The sequence below is a fragment of the Streptomyces lasiicapitis genome (assembly GCF_014646335.1).
Classification (GTDB): Bacteria; Actinomycetota; Actinomycetes; order Streptomycetales; family Streptomycetaceae; genus Streptomyces; species Streptomyces lasiicapitis.
Window position 1 is genome coordinate 44,165 of sequence record NZ_BMNG01000011.1, and the last position, 17,778, is coordinate 61,942.

Below are 17,778 nucleotides of genomic sequence, written 5' to 3' on the forward strand. Positions count from 1 at the left end.
GGTGGTCGAGGACCACCCGGCCCTCTCGCGTGCACATGCCATCCCTAGGATGCGGTCCATGTACGCGTACCAGGACTCGTCATTCGTCTACTCGGGCCACGAGGGGTGGCGGCCCGAACCCGCCCGCTCCACGGCGCGGCTGTGGCTCCGATTCGTGTTCACGGTGCTGCTGCTGCCGCTGTGGTGGCTGCTGCTCCTGGTGCTGATGGCGGCGACCCTCGTCGTCGCCGTGTTCGCGGAAATCCTCACGATCATCCCCGGCTTCGAGCGCGGCGCCGAGCGCGCGATGGACGCGACCCTGGGCAAGATCTCCGTCTGGCCCCGCTGGACCGTCACCTGGCCCGAGCTGCGGCACGAGGGCGACGCCGGCTTCTACCGCGCGCGGACCGACGCATACCTCGACAAGTGGACGAAGCAGGCGTCGGCCCCGAAGGCGCCGAAGAAGGCCGGTCCGCCCGCCGAGTGCGAGGTGCCGCTGCGCAAGTACCGCGGCGCGGGCGGCACGTACGTGATCGAGGCGGCGACCGCGCGGGGATGGGAACTGCGGCCGTCGGACCCGGCGGAGGAGATCCGGCTGTGGTGGTCGGCGGCTTCGTCGCCGGGGGCTACGGGGCCGCAGGATGCCTACCCCGGGGCGAGGCACGCGTGACGCACTCGTCGTGGGCCGATGATGCCGGTGGTTCGCCCTTGAGCGGTGATTCGCCGTTGAACGGCAGTTCGCCCTTGAGCGGTGCCGAGGTCGCCTGGGCCGCGCTCGGGGGCGATCCCGCGCTGCTCTCGCGGCTCTCCCCCGTCGTACGTGAGGACACCCTCCCCGCGAGGCTGCCCGTGCGGGCGCTCGCCCGCTCCTGTGTGGGCGTGTGCGCGCTCGCCGCCGCCGAGTTGGCCGCCCTGCGCACCGGGCGGGACGTGCCGCACGCGCGCGTGGACGACGGTTCCGTCGCCGCCGCGTTCACCAGTGAACGGCAACTGCTCGTGGACGGGCGCGCGCCGGTCACGTTCGCGCCCCTGTCGCGGTTCTGGCGGACCGCCGACGGCTGGGTGCGTACGCACGCCAACTACCCGCACCACCGGGCGCGACTGCTGGCCGCGCTCGGCCTCGGGGACGGCGAGGCGTCCGAGGACGATGCCGCGGTGAAGTCCGTCGGCGCACGGCTCGCGGAGCTGTCCGCCTTCGAGGTCGAGGAATCGGTGTACGCCGCGGGGGGCCTGGCCGTCGCCCTGCGCACGCCGGACGAGTGGGCCGCGCATCCGCAGGGGGTGGCGGTGGCCGGGCTTCCTCTGGTGGGCCGGGAGCGGCTCGACGTCGGCGGTCCTGGCGAGGTGGCGCCACTGCCGCCGCTGCCCGGTGGTACGGACCCGCTGCTGCCCGCGGCCGGGCTGCGTGTCCTGGACCTCACCCGGGTCATCGCCGGGCCCGTGGCGACCCGCACGCTCGCCCTGCTCGGCGCCGACGTGCTCCGCGTCGACCCGCCGCACCTGCCCGAACTCCCCGACCAGCACGCCGACACCGGCTTCGGCAAGCGGTCCGCCGCCCTCGACCTCCGCGACCGCGCGGACCGGCGCGCCTTCGAGGACCTGCTCGCCGGGGCCGACGTGGTGGTGACCGGCTACCGGCCCGGCACGCTCGACCGGTTCGGCCTCGCCCCAGACGCGCTGGCCGAGCGCCGGCCCGGCCTCGTGGTCGCCCAGCTCTCCGCGTGGGGCACGAGCGGGCCGTGGTCCGACCGCCGCGGCTTCGACAGCCTGGTGCAGGTGGCGTCCGGCATCGCGGTCGCCGAGGGCTCGCCGGAGAGCCCGGGCGCGCTGCCCGCGCAGGCGCTGGACCACGGCACGGGGTATCTGCTGGCGGCGGCGGTGCTGCGTGCGCTCTCCGAGCGGGCGGCGGGCGGCGCGGGCACGGGCGGCACGGTGCTTGTGCGGCTCGCGCTGGCGCGGACGGCGGCGTGGCTCACGGGGTGGCCGACGTACTCGGCGGAGCCCTGGCTCACCGGGATGGACGGTGGCCGGGGGCGGCTGCGGTACGCGCGTCCGCCGGTGGCCTTCGCCGACGGGCCTGTGAACTGGGAGAATCCGCCGGGCAGTTGGGGCGGGGACGCGCCCGTGTGGCGCTGACCCGGCGCGTTCGGCCGGAATCACAGCCCACCAGTTGTTTGCCCGGACTTGCCCGGGAGTGCGACGACTGGTGAAGATCTTGTGGTGAGCTCCATACGACCGTCAGTGGAACCAGGAGGCGAGTCGACGGCAGACCAGGCCGCCGTCTCCCCGCACGCGGGCACCGCCGAGTACGTGGCTGCTTCCCCGCCCGCGCCCGGCGCCGAGCATGTTGCGGCCGCCGCGCCGCAGGTGCCCGCCGCCGAGTACGCGGCCGCCTCGCCGCGTATGCCCGCCGCCGAGCACGCGGCCGCCACCGCCCCCGCGCCCGCCACCCAGCACGCGGCCGCCTCCCCGCACGTCCCCGCCACGCACCGTCACCCCGCCTCGGGCCGCCGTGCCGTCGCCGTGCTCGTCCTCGTGGCCGTCGCGGCGGTGGTCCCGCTGTTCGGGCCCACCGCCGTCCTCGACGGCACGGGTGAGGCCGAGGCGCCGGGCACGCCGGGCATCACCTTCCTGCGGACGGTGCTGTTCGCGGCGATCTGTGTGCAGCTGGGCGAGATCTTCGTACGCCGGCTCGCGCGCCGAGTGCCGGGGGCGCCGGCGTCGGTGCCGCCCGGGTGGGGGTGGTGGGCCGCCGCCGCGGGCTGTGTGGCGGCGCTCGGGCTCGCCTCGGTCGTGGCCAGCGGCAACCTCGTGCCGCACCAGCCGTCCGACCTGGACGTCGGCGGGCTCTACCAGTCACGGGACGGCCGCCTCGCGCTCCTTGAGGTCAACGCCTTCGTCGTGGCCGCCCTCTGCGCGCGTTCCCGCCGCCCGGGGGGCGCGGTGCTGCCGCTGGCCGCCGTGATCGTGGCGGAGGCGCTGCGCGCGCACCCGCCGACGGAGGACACCGCGCTCGTCGGCTCCGGGCTCACGCTGGTGCACCTGACGTGCGCGGCGCTGTGGGCGGGCGGTCTGCTCTACGCGCTGCGTACGCTGCGGCGCTGGCGAAATGACGCCCCGGAGGCGGGCATTGCCGTACTGGGGCTCTACGCGCGCGTGGCCGCCGTCCTGTTCGCCGCGATCACCGCGACGGGCATCCTCAGCACGCTGCGCCGCATGCCGCCGGACACCGTGGTGGACCAGCTCACAGACACGGCCTACGGGCGCACGCTGCTCGCCAAGGTGCTGCTCGTGGCCGTCGTCGCCGTGCTCGCGCTGCTCGCCCGCCGCCGCCTGAAGCGGTCCCCGGCGGCCTCGCTCACCCCGTACGCCCCCGCGCGCGCCGAGGTGGTCGTCCTCGGCGCGGTGGTCGCGATGTCGGCGTTGCTCACCGCCGTGCCGTTGCCGATCCGCTGGTGAGTACGCCTCTGGTCAGCAGGGTCTGTGCCGCGAGGTAGGTCAGCATGATCCAGAAGTCGGGGCGGGGGGCCTGCGGCCAGTTCGCCACGTCGGTGGCGATGAGGGTGTCCGACAGCAGGAAGAGGCCGCCGCCCGCCGCGGCCGCGAGGCCGAGGGTGGTCGCTCCGAAGGCCATCGCGGTGAGGAGCAGGCTGTAGCCCGCGACCGGGATCCGCATGTCCGACGGGAGGTCGGGCCACAGGAGCGCCACGGTGACGATCAGGGCGGAGGCGTACGTCCCGACGACGAAGGCGCCCCGGGCGCGGGCCGTGCCGTAGCCCTCGCCGTGTCGGCGGAACAGCGCCAGGTAGCAGACGTGGCCGACGGCGAAGGCGCCCATGCCCGCCAGGAAGACGGGGTCGGCGTCGGCCAGGAGGAGGGTGTCGCCGGCCCAGCCGCAGAGGAGCGCGGCCGTGAGCAGGCGGGGGCCACGCCTGAACGTCACGTACGCCGCAAGCAGGGGCATGAGCAGCGGCTTCAGGACGATGTGGCCCACGTCGGACCCGGCGGCGAGGCTGGCCAGGTCGCCCGCCGCGGCGAGGGCGAAGGCCACGAGCGTCCAGGTGCCGTAGCGGTCGCGCGGGGTGGGCGCAGGCGCATCGGCAGCCGCGACCGTGGGCACGGCCGGGGAGGGAGGGCCTTGCTGCGCCTTGTTCACGCGGCGTTCTCCGGCGTCCGCTCCTGCGCCACCGGAACCTCGGTCGCCGCCGCGGGCCGACCGGTGCCTGTAGCGTGCTGCGGCTGCCATCCCGGCCCCCGGAACACCCGTCCCGCCCGTTCGCCCCAACTGGACGCCCCCTTCAGGTCCTTGGCTATCGCCGCGTACTCGTGGGTGGCCACGCGCAGGGGGTTGTAGGTGGTGATGTTCTTCGTCAGGCCGTAGACGGGGCGGTCCGTCTCCGCCACCCAGGAGCCGAACATACGGTCCCAGATGATGAGGATGCCGCCGAAGTTGCGGTCCAGGTAGCCGCCCTGGGAGGCGTGGTGGACGCGGTGGTGGGAGGGGGTGTTGAAGACGTACTCGAAGGGCCGGGGCAGCTTGTCGATGCGCTCGGTGTGGATCCAGAACTGGTAGACGAGGTTCGTCGCGGAGCAGAAGGCGAGCGCGGCCGGATGCACGCCGCAGGCGATGAGCGGCAGGTAGAACGGCCACACCGTGAGGGTGGTCCAGGGCTGGCGCAGCGCGGTGGTGAGGTTGAACTTCTCGCTGGAGTGGTGCACCACGTGGCAGGCCCACAGGACGCGGATCACGTGGTGGCCGCGGTGCGACCAGTAGTAGAAGAAGTCCTGCGCGAGCAGCATCAGCGGGATCGTCCACCACAGGACGGGCACGTGCAGCGGCGTCACCGCGTACAGCGCGGTGTAGATCGCGACGATCGGGATCTTCCAGAGGAAGTCGAAGGCGAGGCTGCCGAGCCCCATGGTGATGCTGGTGGCGGCGTCCTTGGTCTCGTACCCGGCGGCGTCCTCGTCGGGGTGGACCCGGTGGCTGATGATCTCGATGACCGTGAGCAGCACGAACGCGGGGACGGACCACAGCACGACATCGGGCAGGTTCGGGGACATGCGTGCACCGTAGAACGGCCGTTGAGCCGCCGCTAGAGGTTGTTACTGATAAGTATTACCGCGGGTACGGCCCTGGTTTTTGGTGATCTCCGCCAAAGTCACACCCCGGCCGCCCCCAGCAGTGCCCCGGCACCGTACGTCACCGCCATCGCCAGCGCCCCGCCCGCCACGTTCCGCACGACCGCGGGCCGGACCTGTGCCGATCCCAGCCGCGCGCTGCTGAAGCCGGTGAGGGCGAGCGCGCCGAGGACCGAGAGGACGGTGACGCCGAGGCGCCAGTCGGCGGGCGGCAGGACCATGGCGAGCAGCGGGAGCAGCGCGCCCGCGGTGAAGGCGAGAAAGCTCGCCCAGGCGGCGTGCCAGGGGTTGGTGAGCTCGTCGGGGTCGATGCCGAGCTCCACGCGCGCGTGGGCGCGCAGGGCGTCGCGTTCGGTGAGCTGTGCGGCGGCCTCGCGGGCCACGTCGCGGCTGAGCCCGCGGTCGGCGAGCAGGTCGGTCAGCTCGGCGAGTTCGGCCTCGGGCTGCTCGCGCAGTTCGCGCCTCTCCAGGGCCAGGGCTGCCTTCTCCGAGTCGCGCTGGGTGGACACGGAGACGTACTCGCCCGCGGCCATCGACATGGATCCCGCGAGCAGCCCCGCGAGGCCCGCCGTCAGGATGGTGGCGCGCTCGCCGGTGGCGCCCGCGACGCCGACGACGAGGCCCGCGGTGGACACGATGCCGTCGTTGGCGCCGAGGACGGCGGCCCGCAGCCAGTTGAGGCGGGCGCCGAGCGCGCCGCCGTGGGCCTCGTCGTGGACCGGCGCGGGGGAACCGCCCCCGTCGGGTGCCTGATCGCTCACCCGGGGAGGGTCTCACCCGCGCCGCCGCACACGGGGCACCGGCGCGACCGTCACCGCACCCGCGTCACCACACCCGCACCCCACCCCCCGGAGCGAACACCGGGCTCGTCGCCGCGGCCGGCGGTTCCTTCAGGGGCTCGGCGATCTCGCCGACCGTGGGCCCCACCCGGGCCGCGATCGCGTCCAGCCGAGAGAGGTCGAAGCCGTACACACGGGCCGCGTTGCCGCCCGCCATCGCCGCGACCTCGTCGGCGGGCAGGCCCGCGTAGGCCGCGCGCAGGCCCTCGCGCGAGTAGGGGTGGGTGCCCTCGTCGTGCGGGTAGTCGCTGCCCCACATGATCTTGTCGAGGCCGACGCGGTCGCGCAGCGCCGCCTCGTGCGGCCGCATGAAGCTGGCACCTACGTAGCAGTTGTCCCGCCACACCTCGGAGGGCCCCTTGCCCATGGCCTCGGAGAGACCTGCGCCGAACTTGGACTCGGCGGTGTCCCGGCGCGAGACGGCCGCGACGAGCCGCCCGTGGTAGTAGTCCAGCATCGCGAGCACGCCCGGGATCCAGCCGGAGCCCTGCTCGGTGAGGACCAGCTTCAGCTCCGGGTGGCGCCGGAACGCGCCGCCGAACATCAGGTGCCACAGCGCCCGGTGCGAGAACCACGTCGTCTCCACCATGAACACCGCGCGCGCGGCGGGCTCGTCGCCGAGCGGCGGCGACGCCGAACCCGCGTGGTGGTTCACGGGCACGCCGAGCTCGGCGCAGACGGCCCAGATCGGGTCGTACGTCTGCGAGTACAGCTCGGGAAGGCCCGACCCCGGCGGCGTACCGGGCACGAGGACCCCGCCGGTGAGCCCCGCGCCGACCGACCGGCGGATCTCCGCGACCGCCTCGTCGACGTCGTTGAGGAGGATCTGGAAGACGCCCGCCCTGCGTCCGGGCGCCGCCGCGCAGAAGTCGGCGAGCCAGCGGTTGTGCGCGCGCAGGCCCGCCCAGCGCCGCTCGTACTCCTCGCGGGTCGGCGCCGGGGCCATCAGGGACGCCGAGGGGAAGAACGGCGGGATGGTGTTGGGGAAGACGACCTCGGCGACGATGCCGTCGGCCTCCAGCTCGGCGACGCGGCGGTCGGAGTTCCAGTTGCGGTCGGCGGTGTCGGCGAGCAGGTCCTCGTACGGATTGACGTAGGTGGCCGCCCAGGCGTCGAAGGCGTCGTGGTGGCGCTTCTCCAGGTACGGCTTGTAGTCGAGGAGGTCGGCGCCGGCGTGGCAGTCGGCGGAGACGACGGTGTAGCGGTCGGTCGCGGCGTACGTCCTGGTGTCTGTCATGGGGTCACCCCGAGCGTCGGGAAGTCGTGGTCGGTCAGCCAGTGGCGGCCCACCTCGCGCGAGCGCGCCCAGGACGCCGTCACGGCCTCCTGGTCGTCGGCCTGGCCGAGGTCGGCGGGGGTCGGGCCGATGCGGCGGGCCAACGGCGCGAGGCGCTCGGTGTCGAAGCCGAAGACCTCGGCGGCGGCCAGGCCCAGCATGCGGCGGGTCTCCGTCACGGGGATGTCGTGGAAGGTCTTCGCGAGCCACGCGCGCGTGTCGGGCCAGGTGCCCTCGGGGTGAGGGAAGTCGCTGCCCCACAGGATGTTGTCGACGCCGATCTCGTAGCGCTGGGCAAGCTCGCGGCGCTTGGTGTTGGTCGCGCAGACGAAGATCTGCCGGTCCAGGTACTCGTGCGGCGGGCGCTTCAGCTCGGCGAACGGCGACAGCTTCTTGCCGCCGTGCGCGCCCAGGTAGAGGCGGTCCATGAACCACAGCAGGTTCGGCAGCCACCAGCAGCCCGACTCCGCGACCCCGAACCTCAGCCCCGGGTGCCGCTCGAAGACCCCGGACCACAGCAGGAACCACAGGGGCCGCGCGGGCCACCACGTCACTTCGGAGACGTAGATCCCGAGATGGTCGCCGTACTCGTGGCGGGGCGCCGCCCCGGAGTGCGTGAGCACGGGCATCGCGCACTCGGCGGCCGCGGCCCACACGGGGTCGTAACGCCGGTCGTGGTAGGGCGCCTTGTCGACCCACATGGAGGGGATCATCAGGGCGCCGAGCCCCGACTCCTTGGCGCGGCGCACCTCCGCCACCACCCGGTCGACGTCTCCGGTGACGGGCAGCAGGGCGACACCGCAGTGCCGTTCGGGATGCTGGGACACGAAGTCGGCGAGCCACCGGTTGTGCGCCTGCGCGCCCGCCATGCCGAGCTCGGGGTCCTGGTCTCCGGAGAGGCCGAGTCCCACGCCGAAGGGCGCGGCGGTCTGGCTGTCCACGGCGTCGGCGTCGGGGAAGACGACCTCGGCGGCCACCCCGTCGCCGTCCAGCTCCTTCAGCCGCTGCCCGGCGTCCCAGCCGCCCTTCAGGCCCTCCTCGTTGTCGCTGAACCACTTGGCGGCGAAGGCCTCGTTGCGGATGCCGAGCCGCGTCATCTCCTCACGGCGCCGCTCGCGCCCGGCGAGGAAGTCGTCGAAGTCCCGGTGGAACCGGGCGTCCAGATAGGGCCGGTACTCCTCGGTGGGCAGGCCGGCGTGGCAGTCGGAGGAGATGATCAAGTACGGATCGTGCTGAGCCGTCATCGTCAACTCGCAATCCATCAGTCCAGGATGAAGCTTTCGAGGTACGAGGGGTTGGCGCGCTCCAGCATCGAGCGGGAGCGCGCGCGGATCTGCCGGTCGCTGTGCTCGCTGTCGGGGAGCATCCAGAAGCGGTCGGCGCGGAGGCCGTCCAGGACGTGCTCGGCGACCTCCTCGACAGGAGTGAAGGCCACCTCCTGCCCGGCCTCCCGCATGGCCGTCTCCCACTGGCCGAGGCTGCGGTAGGGCGCCCTGCGGGGGCGGGACTTGGCGTACCGCTCGGGGCGGTTGCGGTGCGACTCCCACAGGCCGGTGCGCAGCATGTGCGGGCCCGGGAACAGCACGGAGGCGCCCACGCGCGCGTGCTCCGCCTTCAGATGCGCGTACAGCGACTCCGTCATCGTCACGACGGCCGCCTTGGTCACCGCGTACACCGAAGCGGTGGGCAGCGGGGCGATGCCGCCGTCCCCGGAGGACGTGTTGACGACGTGCCCCTCCTCGCCGCCCGCGAGCATCCGCGGCACGAACGCCTGGATGCCGTGGAAGACCCCCCACACGTTGACCTCGAAGGCCCACCGCCAGTCGTTCGGCTCGTGCTCCCACATCCGGCCCTCGGCGCCGGAGCCGACCCCGGCGTTGTTGCACAGGACATGCACGGCACCGAACCTGTCGTACGCGTCCTCGGCGAGCGCGAAGACCTGCTCGCGCACGCCGACGTCGACCACGCGCGCGTGCACCGTCGCCCCGTCCGCGCGCAGCCCGGCCGCCGCCTTCTCCAGGGCGCCCTCCTCGACGTCGGCGAGCACCACCGCCAGGCCCTCCGCCGCGAACCGGCGCGCGAGAGCGAGCCCGATGCCGCTCGCGGCGCCCGTCACGACGGCGATCTGTCCGGCGCGCAGCTCCATCTCAGACGCTCCCCTCGGGCGGCCCGTCGAGGATCTGCCGCGGGTCGTCGTAGCGCTGGTGGATGTACGGAAGCAGCGCCTGCGCGCTCACCCGCTCCACCACCCGGCCGCGCTGGTCGCTCGTCTTCTCGCCAATGGTGATCTCCACAAGGCGGCGTACGTGGAGGTCGGCGACGGGGTCGTACATCGACTCCCGAAGCACCACGTCCCCGGTGACGCTCTCCAGCTTGCGGACCCGCTCGTTGCGCACGCAGTGCACGAGCACCGGATCCGCGTCGAAGCCCGAACCGTCCACACCGGGAAGGAACTTGAAGTAGAAGTCGGTCTTCGGCGCGGGCTCCGGCAGCGGCAGGGAACCGCTCACGGCCCCCCGCACCTCCACGAACGCGATGCCGTGCCGGGCCATGGCGGCCCGCACCACCAGGCCGTCCCGCTCGACGGTGACCTCGCCCAGCTTCTTCGGCTCCCCGAAGACCTCACGGCCGCCGGTCAGGGCCCGCTCGTGCGTCATCGGCATCACCAGCGGATACCAGCCCGCCACCCCGCCGTGCTCCGCGGCGACGGCCACCGAGCCCGCGCCCAGGGGGTAGCCGGCCAGGTCGACCTTGCTGATGTTGGCCCGCACCAGAGGGCGCGCCGTGGGTTTCAGGGGCGGCGGCAGGACGGCCGCCACCACGTCCGGATCGCTCTCCCACACGGCGACCACGCCCGTGGACCAGATGTCGGGGAGCTTGCTGCTCGCGGTGCGCGTCGCGGCGATCTCCGCCTCGGTGCGCGCCCCGTAGCGTACGCGTGCCATGCCGTACCACCCTTCGCTGACGGTCCTGCCAGAGACTTGCGGGGGTTCTGTAACACAGTTACAACAGGAGCCGTGAAGGGTAAAGAGACGCGTACCCGCCTCGACCGCGAAACGGTTCTCGCCACCGCGGCGGACCTCGTCAAGCAGCACGGCCCCGCCGCCCTCACCATGCGCAAGCTCGCCGCCGAGCTCGGCACGGCCGTCACCTCGATCTACTGGCACGTCGGCAACCGCGAGTCGCTCCTCGACGCCCTCGTCGAACGCACCGTCGCCGACCTCGGCGAGATCCAGCCGACGGGCCGCACCCCCGCCCGGCGCGCGGCCTCCGTCGCGCGCGCCCTGCGCCGTCAACTGCGCGCCCACCCGCACCTCGTCGCGATGGTCCACGAACGCGGCCTGACCGACCGGATGTTCCTGCCCGCACAGCAGGCCCTCGCCCATGAGATGTACGCCGCCGGGCTGCGCGGCGCCCGCGCGGCCGACGCCGTGCGCGCCGTCCAGGTGCATGTCGTCGGCCACGTCCTGGTGGAGCGCAACCGCGAGCGCGCGCCGGTGCAACGCCCCGGCGAGCATCAGCTGTGGGAGGCGCGGACGGCCGGTCAGGACCCGGCCCTCGCCCGCGCGCTCGCCCGGCCCCTGGACGCGGAACGGCTGTTCACGCTGTCGGTGCGGGCGCTGGTGACGGGGCTGCTCGGGGCCGCGGGCGAGGTGGCCGCCGGGCTCGGGGACGAGGTGGCCGCCGGGGGCGCGGACGGGGCGACGGGCACCGACGAGAACGCGACGGCTTCCGGCCCTGGGAACTGACTGTCAGTCGCGGCCCGTATCCTCATGGACCATGCTCGAAGACCGCACGACCGCATCCCGGACAGAGGGGCCGGCGACGCCGACGGCCGCAGGGACGGGGACGACCGACGCGACGCCGCCGGGGCCCACGGCCCCCTGGCCGACCGCCTACCCCTCGGGGTACGCGGTGGTCGACGTCGAGACCACCGGCCTGTCCAGGGACGACCGGATCATCTCGGCAGCGGTCTACCGCCTGGACGCCACGGGCGAGGTCGAGGACCACTGGTACACGCTGGTCAACCCGCAGCGCGACCCGGGCCCCGTCTGGATCCACGGCCTGACGAGCGACAAGCTCGCCGACGCCCCGCTCTTCGCGGACATCGCCGAGGAGTTCGCCACCCGCCTCGCGGACCGCGTCCTCGTCGCGCACAACGCCGTCTTCGACTGGTCGATGATCGCCAGGGAGTACGCCCGCGCGGAGCGCACCGCGCCCGTCCGCCAGCGCCTGTGCACCATCGCGCTCTCCAAGGAGCTCGGCCTGCCGCTGCCCAACCACAAGCTGGAGTCCCTCGCCGCCCACTTCGGCGTCGTCCAGCGCCACGCCCACCACGCCCTGGACGACGCGCGCGTGCTCGCCGAGGCGTTCCGGCCGAGCCTGCGGGCGGCGGCCGGCGGGGGTGTGCGGCTGCCGCTCCTGGAGTGCCGCCCGCTCACGGAGTGGGTCGACGGCGGGGCGCGTATCGGCCGCCAGAGCACGGGGCCGGGCGGGGGGCCGGGCGCGGGCTCCTGGGGAGGCAACTCCTCGTACCAGCAAGGGAATTGGCGCGCCTCCCGCAAGCGCCCCGCCTGCCCCTTCCCCAACCCCGGACGGTGGGAGGACGGCAAGCCGCTGAAGCAGGGCATGCGCGTCGCCTTCTCCGGGGACACCTCCGTGGACCGCGAGCTCCTGGAGGACCGCGCGTTCGAGGCCGGTCTGCACATCGCCACGAGCGTGTCGCGGCTCACGAGCCTGCTCGTCACCAACGACCCGGACTCGGGCACGTCGAAGACGACGAAGGCCCGCGCCTTCGGCACCCCGGTCATCGACGAGGCGGCGTTCGGCCAGCTGCTCCAGGACGTGGCCCCGGCGGACGGCGCCGCCGCGGGTGCGTCCGGTAGGTCCAATACGCCGGGCTCATCCGGTACGCCCGGTGCGTCCTCCGCGTCAGACGGGTGATTGCCGGGCGACTCGCCCGCCCACCGCTCGCCCCACACCACCGCCGCGTCCCACCCTGTGGCGCATGGCACGTTGCGAGGTCTGTGGAAACGACTACGGCATGTCCTTCGAAGTGCACGCGCAGGGCGCGGTGCATGTCTTCGACTGTTTCGCCTGCGCCATCCACCGCATGGCGCCGATCTGCGAGCACTGCCGCTGCCGCATCATCGGGCAGGGCGTCGAGGTGGAGGGCCACTGGTACTGCGGGGCGCACTGCTCGCGGGCGGAGGGGATGGTGGGAATCGTCGACAAGGTCTGAGCGGGCTCGGCGCCTGCTGTGTGGGGGTCACCCCCGACGGGGCCCCTCCCGTCGGGGGTGTTTCACACGCGGGGTACCGTCGAAGTTGTGTACCGCTTCCTGTTGACCCGCCAGTGGGTGATCCTCACCCTCATCGGTCTCGTTCTCATCCCCGTGATGATCGAACTGGGCTTCTGGCAGCTGCACCGCCACGAGAACCGCGTGGCGCGCAACGAACGGATCGGCAAGGCCCTCGACGCCCCGCCGGTCCCCGCCGAGCGGCTCACATCGCCCGGCCGTGAGGTGCCCGACTCCGCCGTGTACCGCGCGGTGACGGCCAAGGGCACGTACGACGCGAAGCACGAGGTCGTGGTGCGGCGCCGCACCAACGGCGACGACGAGGTCGGCTTCCACGTCCTGACCCCCTTCGTCCTCGACGACGGCAAGGTGCTGCTCGTCAACCGCGGCTGGATCCCGGCCGACGGACCGCAGACCGCCTTCCCCAAGATCCCCGCCCCGCCCCGCGGCGAAGTCACCGTCACCGGCCGCCTCATGCGGGACGAGACGTCCGCGGCCAGCGGCATCAAGGACGTACGTGGACTGCCCGACCGCCAGATCATGCTGATCAGCAGCGGCCAGCAGGCGCACGCCCTGGGCAAGCAGGTCCTCGGCGGCTACGTCCAGCAGACCGCGCCGAGCGCCGACTCGCCGCAGCTCCTCGGCGCGCCCGACCACAGCGGCATCGGACCGCACATGGCGTACGCCGTGCAGTGGTGGCTGTTCGCCGCCGGGGTCCCCGCGGGCTGGGTGGTCCTGGTCCGCCGCGAACGCAAGGACCGCCTGGCGGCGGCAGCGGCGGAGACGGCACCGGCGGAGCCCGCGGAGGCGTCGCCCGCGACGGCCTGACACGGGCGATCCCGCGTACGGGGTCGGTACGGGGTCAACTCGCCCCCGCCTGACGGCTCACCGAACCCGGGGACCGGCACCGGCACCGCCCTCGCCCTGCTCCGGGCCGACGCGGCAGGATAGGGCCATGGATCTTGGACTGAACAACCGTGTGTACATCGTCACCGGCGCCAGCCGGGGCCTCGGCAACGCCGCCGCCCGCGAGCTGGTCGCGGAGGGCGCGAAGGTCGTCCTGACCGGACGGGACGAGAAGGTCGCCGCCGCGGCGGCCGCGGAGCTCGGCCCGAACGCGGTGGGCGTCGCCGCGGACAACGCCGAGCCGGACGCCGCCGAGCGGCTTGTCGCGGCGGCGCGCGAGAACTTCGGGGGCCTCGACGGCATCCTCATCAGCGTCGGCGGGCCGCCGCCCGGTTACGTCGCCGACAGCACCGACGAGCAGTGGCGGGAGTCCTTCGAGTCGGTGTTCCTCGGTGCGGTGCGGCTGGCGCGGGCCGCGGCGGCGGAGCTCGACGAGGGCGGTGTCATCGGCTTCGTCCTGTCCACGTCGGTGCACGAGCCGATCCCGGGCCTGACCATCTCCAACGGCCTGCGCCCCGGCCTCGCGGGCTTCGCCAACTCCCTCGCCGACGAGCTGGGGCCGCGCGGCATCCGGGTCGTCGGTCTGCTGCCCGGCCGCATGGACACCGACCGGGTCCGCCAGCTGGACGGCCTCTCCGCCGACCCCGAAGCGGCCCGCCTGGCGGCCCAGTCCCGCATCCCCCTGCGCCGCTACGGCACCCCCCAGGAGTTCGGCCGCACCGCCGCGTTCTTCCTCTCACCGGCGGCGTCGTACCTCACGGGCGTGATGCTTCCGGTGGACGGGGGCGCGAGGCGGGGCTTCTAGCTTCGGCGGGGGGGCGCCCGCTGGGCTGCGGGTGGGGTCAACTCACGCGCTCGGCGCGATGCTTCACCGCCCGCAGCTCCACCGTCGCAGGCAACCGCTCGAGCCCCGCCGAGTCCCGCGCATGCGCCAGCGCCTCCTCGCAGGTGCCCCGCAGGGCCTCCGCCGGGACGGCCTCCGCCGCCAGGAGGAGCCCGACCCGTGCCTCGGGCGCGTTGCGCCGCCCGGTCAGGCGTACGCGTGCGCGCTCCACGCCGTCGAGCGCGGACGCCTCGCCGGCCAGCACATTCTCCATCGCCCGCCCCCGCAGCAGCGCCCCTTCCCCGTCCCCGGTCTCCACGAGCACCTCGGCGAGCCGGCGCCACCGCAGCTGCGCGGTCAGCCACCACAGGGCGAGCAGCACGATCACGGCGAGCACGGCGATGACGGTCGGCCACCACCAGCCGTCGTCGCGCCACCGCGCCCGGTCGGCGTCGCTGAGCAGCACGTCGTCACGGCGGTCGTGCACCCACCACGACGGCGGCTCGACGCCGAGCCCGACGGCGAGCACGGACCCGCCGACCAGCACGAGCGCGAGTCCGGCAAGCCCGAGCAGTACGCGGTTCAACGTCCGCAGCATGCCGTTCACCCCTTCCGACCCGGCCGCGCCACGTGCACCGAAAGCGCGGGCGGGCTGCCGAGCCCGAGTTCGCGGATGGTCTCGGCGAGTGTCGCGTCCAGGTCGCCGCGTACGTCGTCGAGTTCACGGAAGTGCGACACGGCCCGCACCTCCACCTTGGACCTGCTCATCCGCACCCGTACCGACCGCACTCCGGCCACGTCCATGGCCCGGTCCCGCAGCACCATCGCGGCGGCGTCCCGGTGCAGCCCGGCCCGCACGTCGTCGTGCGTACGCCGCATCGGCAGCACGGCCCGCAGCCCGGGTGTCACCGCGAGCACCAGCAGCCACAGCCCGATCGCGGCCGCCGCCGCGGCACCGGCGAGCACCGCCGTGCTGTCCAGCGGCCGTTCGGCCAGCTCCCGCGCGAGCTCGCGGCGCCATCGCATCGCGGGGTGGTCGGCCCGTACGGCGACGATGTCGTACAGAAGGAGCCCGGCCCCGCCGAGGATCAGCAGGGCGAGCAGCCCGGCGGGCACGCGCCGCGCGGACCAGAAGCGGGGTGCGCCGCCGTCGTCGCCGCTGAGCGTGGGCAGCGGCTGGTAGTCGGCGGCGGACGCCGACTGGCCGAGCTCGGGCTCCGGCCCGGGCGCGGCGGCCTCCATGACCGGCGCCGCCTTGGTCAGGTCCGGCCCACTACCTTGCTGGGGCTCGCTCATCGGGTCCTCCCCTGCGCCGCGGCCCGCGCCTGCGCGGAGTGCAGCCGCTCGACCTGGACCGCCACTTCGGGCACTTCCATGCCCGCCAACGCCTTTACCCGTTCGGCGACTTGGCGACGCACGGCACCGCACTGGCGGCCGATGTCGCTGGGGTAGTCCAGTTCGAGACTGACGCGGACACGGGCGCTGTCGGATGGGGTCTCCCCTGCTCGAGCGGAGCCGAGAGCTCGGGGATGCACGCTGACCGTCGCGTGCGGCGCCGCCGCCTCGGCAGGCAGCACGGGCAGCGCCTCACGCGCGGCGCGCGCGGCGATCTTCGCGACGACGCGGTCGGCGATCCGGGTCGCGCCGCGCTCGCCGGGCGGTACCTGCCCCACGACCTCGGCCGCCACCGCTCATCGCCGCCGGTCGCCGCGCGGGCGGAAGAAGTCGCCGGGCTCCAGGTCCCCCTCCAGGAACCGTCCGGCGACGAAGCCGATGGCGCCCAGGGCGGCCACCAGCAGGAAGGCCCCGAACCCGCCGAAGTATCCGGCGAAGCCGAGGGCCATTCCGGCGATCATGCCGATCACGGCAAAGCTCATCGTGCGCTCCTTCGCTCCTGCGCGCCTCGTACTCCCCTGCGACCCCGCGGCCACGCCCGCCGCCGCGCGACGGCTCCTGCTTCACGCATACCCAGGCCGCGCGCCGACGCCGCCTCGCGACCGGTGACGGGTGCGGAACACACCGGGCCCGGGGTCCGCGCGGGGCGGCTACTGCAGCCGCGACGGCTGCTCGTCGTCCTCGTCGTCCGGCAGCTTCACATCGCTCACCGCGATGTTCACCTCGACGACCTCCAGGCTCGTCATGCGCTCGACGGCGGCGATGACGTTCTCCCGTACGTCCTGGGCGACATCGGCGATCGACACGCCGTAGTCGACGACGATCTCCAGGTCGAGCGCCGTCTGCACCTCGCCGACCTCGGCCTTCACCCCGCGCGACACGGATTTCGAGCTGCCGGGCACCCGGTCCCGCACGGCCCCGAAGGTCCGGGCGAGCCCGCCGCCCATGGCGTGCACCCCGACCACGTCGCGCGCGGCGAGCCCTGCGATCTTCTCGACGACGCCGTCCGCGATGCTGGTCCGCCCGCGCGTCGCGGGGTCCCCTCCCCCGCGCCTCCGCTCTCCGCCCTTCCCGGCGGCCTCGGCGGGCGACTCCTTGGCGAGCGTGTGGGACGTCGTCCGCTCTCCGGTGTCGGTCATCACGATGGTCCTTTTCGGCAGGGGATCTGCTCTTTCGTCCACACTAAGCGCGGCCCCGGACCGGCGCGCCCGGGATGGGGCACGCTGGAGCCATGACGGGTGACGGATGGACCTCGGCGGTACGTCGCCAACTGGGTCTCGGCCGCGTGCTGCCGCTGGGTGGCCCGGGTGACGGCGCGTGGCTCGCGGAGTCGGCGGCCCGCGCGGTGCTGCGGGGCTCGGCCGAGCGGGTGGCGGGGGTACGGCTGACCGGCCTGCGGGTGTCCCTCGCGGATCCGGACGCCGGGCGGCTGTCTCCTGACGCGTACGTCTCCACGGTGCCGTCGCCCCCGAGCGCGCTGCCGCCGGGGCCGCTGCGGATCAGCGCGGACTTCACGGCCGTCATGGCCGAGCCCCTGCCGGCGACCGCGTCCCGGCTGCGTACGGCACTCGGTACGGCCGCGGCGGACCGGCTCGGTCTGGTGGTGGCGGAGGTGGATCTGCGGGTTACGGGGCTGCTCGACGAGTACGAGTACGAGGCCGGGGACGGTGCCGAGTCCGGGGACGGTGCCGGGGAGGGCGCCCGACTGAACGCGGCCCTCGGCGACCTGCCCCCCGAAGAGCGGCACGACCAGGCCGGACAAGAGGACGAGCCGTCATCGGCCGCCGACTCCGACGAGGGGCGCGTGGCGCGTGCCGTCCTCGCGGTGCCGGGTGTGACCCGGATGGCGGGCACCCTCGGGGGCCTGGGCCGGGCCATCCACATCGAGGAGCACGCGGCGGTGCAGGCGCTGCCGCGCCGCCACGTCCGCGTGGAGGTGGCGGCGGACGCCGGCCTGCGCACGCTGGACGTGGCCCGCGCGGTTCGCGCGACGGTCACCGAGTCCCTGCCGGACCGGCCGTCAGTGGCGGTACTGGTCACAGCGGTGGACTAGCTCACTATTGTCGCCCCGCCAACTCACCTAAGGGCAGGTTGACTTGACGGGGCGTCGGCCATAGCG

The 17,778-nt window shown here is 73.9% G+C and carries 21 protein-coding genes; 9 read left to right on the plus strand and 12 right to left on the minus strand.

Annotation, left to right across the window (positions count from 1 at the left end; translation table 11 throughout):
- Positions 1-58 precede the first annotated feature (58 nt).
- The 3 genes from IEY91_RS23770 (at position 59) to IEY91_RS23780 (ending at position 3,438) form a co-directional block, all read left to right on the plus strand.
- Positions 59-649, plus strand: coding sequence for a hypothetical protein (locus IEY91_RS23770; RefSeq protein WP_229697194.1), 591 nt, complete (start codon positions 59-61; stop codon positions 647-649).
- A 74-nt stretch (positions 650-723) separates the two neighbouring features.
- On the plus strand, positions 724-2,115 hold the full coding sequence (locus tag IEY91_RS23775; protein ID WP_229697195.1) for a CoA transferase: 1,392 nt from the start codon (positions 724-726) through the stop codon (positions 2,113-2,115).
- A gap of 267 nt (positions 2,116-2,382) precedes the next feature.
- The gene (locus IEY91_RS23780; RefSeq protein WP_189175816.1) at positions 2,383-3,438 is read left to right on the plus strand and encodes a CopD family protein; all 1,056 of its coding nucleotides are present in this window, start codon (positions 2,383-2,385) and stop codon (positions 3,436-3,438) included.
- On the opposite strand, the gene IEY91_RS23785 is transcribed toward IEY91_RS23780, so the two are convergent.
- The 7 genes from IEY91_RS23785 to IEY91_RS23815 all read right to left on the minus strand — a co-directional run bounded on the left by IEY91_RS23785 (position 3,407) and on the right by IEY91_RS23815 (position 10,181).
- Positions 3,407-4,030: a lysoplasmalogenase gene (locus IEY91_RS23785; protein WP_229697219.1), complete on the minus strand. Its 624-nt coding sequence runs from the start codon at positions 4,028-4,030 to the stop codon at positions 3,407-3,409. The two genes, IEY91_RS23780 and IEY91_RS23785, sit on opposite strands and share 32 nt — an antisense overlap.
- 101 nt (positions 4,031-4,131) lie before the next feature.
- The gene (locus IEY91_RS23790; protein WP_229697197.1) at positions 4,132-5,043 is read right to left on the minus strand and encodes a sterol desaturase family protein; all 912 of its coding nucleotides are present in this window, start codon (positions 5,041-5,043) and stop codon (positions 4,132-4,134) included.
- A 98-nt stretch (positions 5,044-5,141) separates the two neighbouring features.
- Entirely contained in the window at positions 5,142-5,882 is a 741-nt protein-coding gene (locus tag IEY91_RS23795; protein ID WP_189175627.1) for a VIT1/CCC1 transporter family protein, read from the minus strand.
- Between the two features lie 64 nt (positions 5,883-5,946).
- Positions 5,947-7,197: an amidohydrolase family protein gene (locus IEY91_RS23800; protein ID WP_164326091.1), complete on the minus strand. Its 1,251-nt coding sequence runs from the start codon at positions 7,195-7,197 to the stop codon at positions 5,947-5,949.
- The gene (locus IEY91_RS23805) at positions 7,194-8,480 is read right to left on the minus strand and encodes an amidohydrolase family protein (protein ID WP_164328643.1); all 1,287 of its coding nucleotides are present in this window, start codon (positions 8,478-8,480) and stop codon (positions 7,194-7,196) included. Before IEY91_RS23805 ends, IEY91_RS23800 begins: the two co-directional genes overlap by 4 nt.
- Before the next feature lie 17 nt (positions 8,481-8,497).
- The gene (locus tag IEY91_RS23810) at positions 8,498-9,382 is read right to left on the minus strand and encodes an SDR family NAD(P)-dependent oxidoreductase (RefSeq protein ID WP_189175628.1); all 885 of its coding nucleotides are present in this window, start codon (positions 9,380-9,382) and stop codon (positions 8,498-8,500) included.
- Between the two features lies 1 nt (position 9,383).
- Positions 9,384-10,181 (minus strand): acetoacetate decarboxylase family protein, encoded by a 798-nt coding sequence (locus IEY91_RS23815; protein ID WP_189175629.1) that lies wholly within the window; start codon positions 10,179-10,181, stop codon positions 9,384-9,386.
- A gap of 72 nt (positions 10,182-10,253) precedes the next feature.
- Here IEY91_RS23815 and IEY91_RS23820 point away from each other — a divergent pair, with 72 nt between their 5' ends.
- The 5 genes from IEY91_RS23820 (at position 10,254) to IEY91_RS23840 (ending at position 14,246) form a co-directional block, all read left to right on the plus strand.
- Complete coding sequence (locus IEY91_RS23820) at positions 10,254-10,985, plus strand: TetR/AcrR family transcriptional regulator (protein WP_189175630.1); 732 nt, start codon at positions 10,254-10,256, stop codon at positions 10,983-10,985.
- 31 nt (positions 10,986-11,016) lie between these two features.
- A complete protein-coding gene (locus tag IEY91_RS23825; RefSeq protein ID WP_229697198.1) occupies positions 11,017-12,180 on the plus strand; it encodes a DEDDh family exonuclease in 1,164 nt (387 codons plus the stop codon).
- 64 nt (positions 12,181-12,244) lie between these two features.
- Positions 12,245-12,478 (plus strand): metallothionein, encoded by a 234-nt coding sequence (locus IEY91_RS23830; protein ID WP_164326087.1) that lies wholly within the window; start codon positions 12,245-12,247, stop codon positions 12,476-12,478.
- An 87-nt stretch (positions 12,479-12,565) separates the two neighbouring features.
- Positions 12,566-13,363: an SURF1 family cytochrome oxidase biogenesis protein gene (locus tag IEY91_RS23835; RefSeq protein WP_189175631.1), complete on the plus strand. Its 798-nt coding sequence runs from the start codon at positions 12,566-12,568 to the stop codon at positions 13,361-13,363.
- Positions 13,364-13,490: 127 nt separating this feature from the next.
- Positions 13,491-14,246, plus strand: a complete 756-nt coding sequence (locus tag IEY91_RS23840; RefSeq protein WP_164326085.1) for an SDR family oxidoreductase — start codon at positions 13,491-13,493, stop codon at positions 14,244-14,246.
- A 37-nt stretch (positions 14,247-14,283) separates the two neighbouring features.
- Here IEY91_RS23840 and amaP read toward each other — a convergent pair whose 3' ends face one another.
- The 5 genes from amaP to IEY91_RS23865 form a co-directional block, all read right to left on the minus strand.
- Positions 14,284-14,862 carry an alkaline shock response membrane anchor protein AmaP gene (amaP, locus tag IEY91_RS23845; protein WP_189175632.1) on the minus strand — a complete coding sequence of 193 codons (579 nt, stop codon included), beginning with the start codon at positions 14,860-14,862 and terminating at the stop codon, positions 14,284-14,286.
- 5 nt (positions 14,863-14,867) lie between these two features.
- Entirely contained in the window at positions 14,868-15,560 is a 693-nt protein-coding gene (locus tag IEY91_RS23850) for a DUF6286 domain-containing protein (RefSeq protein ID WP_189175633.1), read from the minus strand.
- A complete protein-coding gene (locus tag IEY91_RS23855; protein WP_229697199.1) occupies positions 15,557-15,937 on the minus strand; it encodes an Asp23/Gls24 family envelope stress response protein in 381 nt (126 codons plus the stop codon). Before IEY91_RS23855 ends, IEY91_RS23850 begins: the two co-directional genes overlap by 4 nt.
- Positions 15,938-15,955: 18 nt before the next feature.
- A complete protein-coding gene (locus IEY91_RS23860) occupies positions 15,956-16,141 on the minus strand; it encodes a hypothetical protein (RefSeq protein ID WP_164326081.1) in 186 nt (61 codons plus the stop codon).
- Positions 16,142-16,309: 168 nt separating this feature from the next.
- Positions 16,310-16,798, minus strand: a complete 489-nt coding sequence (locus IEY91_RS23865; protein ID WP_189175635.1) for an Asp23/Gls24 family envelope stress response protein — start codon at positions 16,796-16,798, stop codon at positions 16,310-16,312.
- Between the two features lie 92 nt (positions 16,799-16,890).
- Here IEY91_RS23865 and IEY91_RS23870 point away from each other — a divergent pair, with 92 nt between their 5' ends.
- A complete protein-coding gene (locus IEY91_RS23870; protein ID WP_189175636.1) occupies positions 16,891-17,712 on the plus strand; it encodes a nucleopolyhedrovirus P10 family protein in 822 nt (273 codons plus the stop codon).
- The last annotated feature ends 66 nt before the right edge of the window (positions 17,713-17,778 follow it).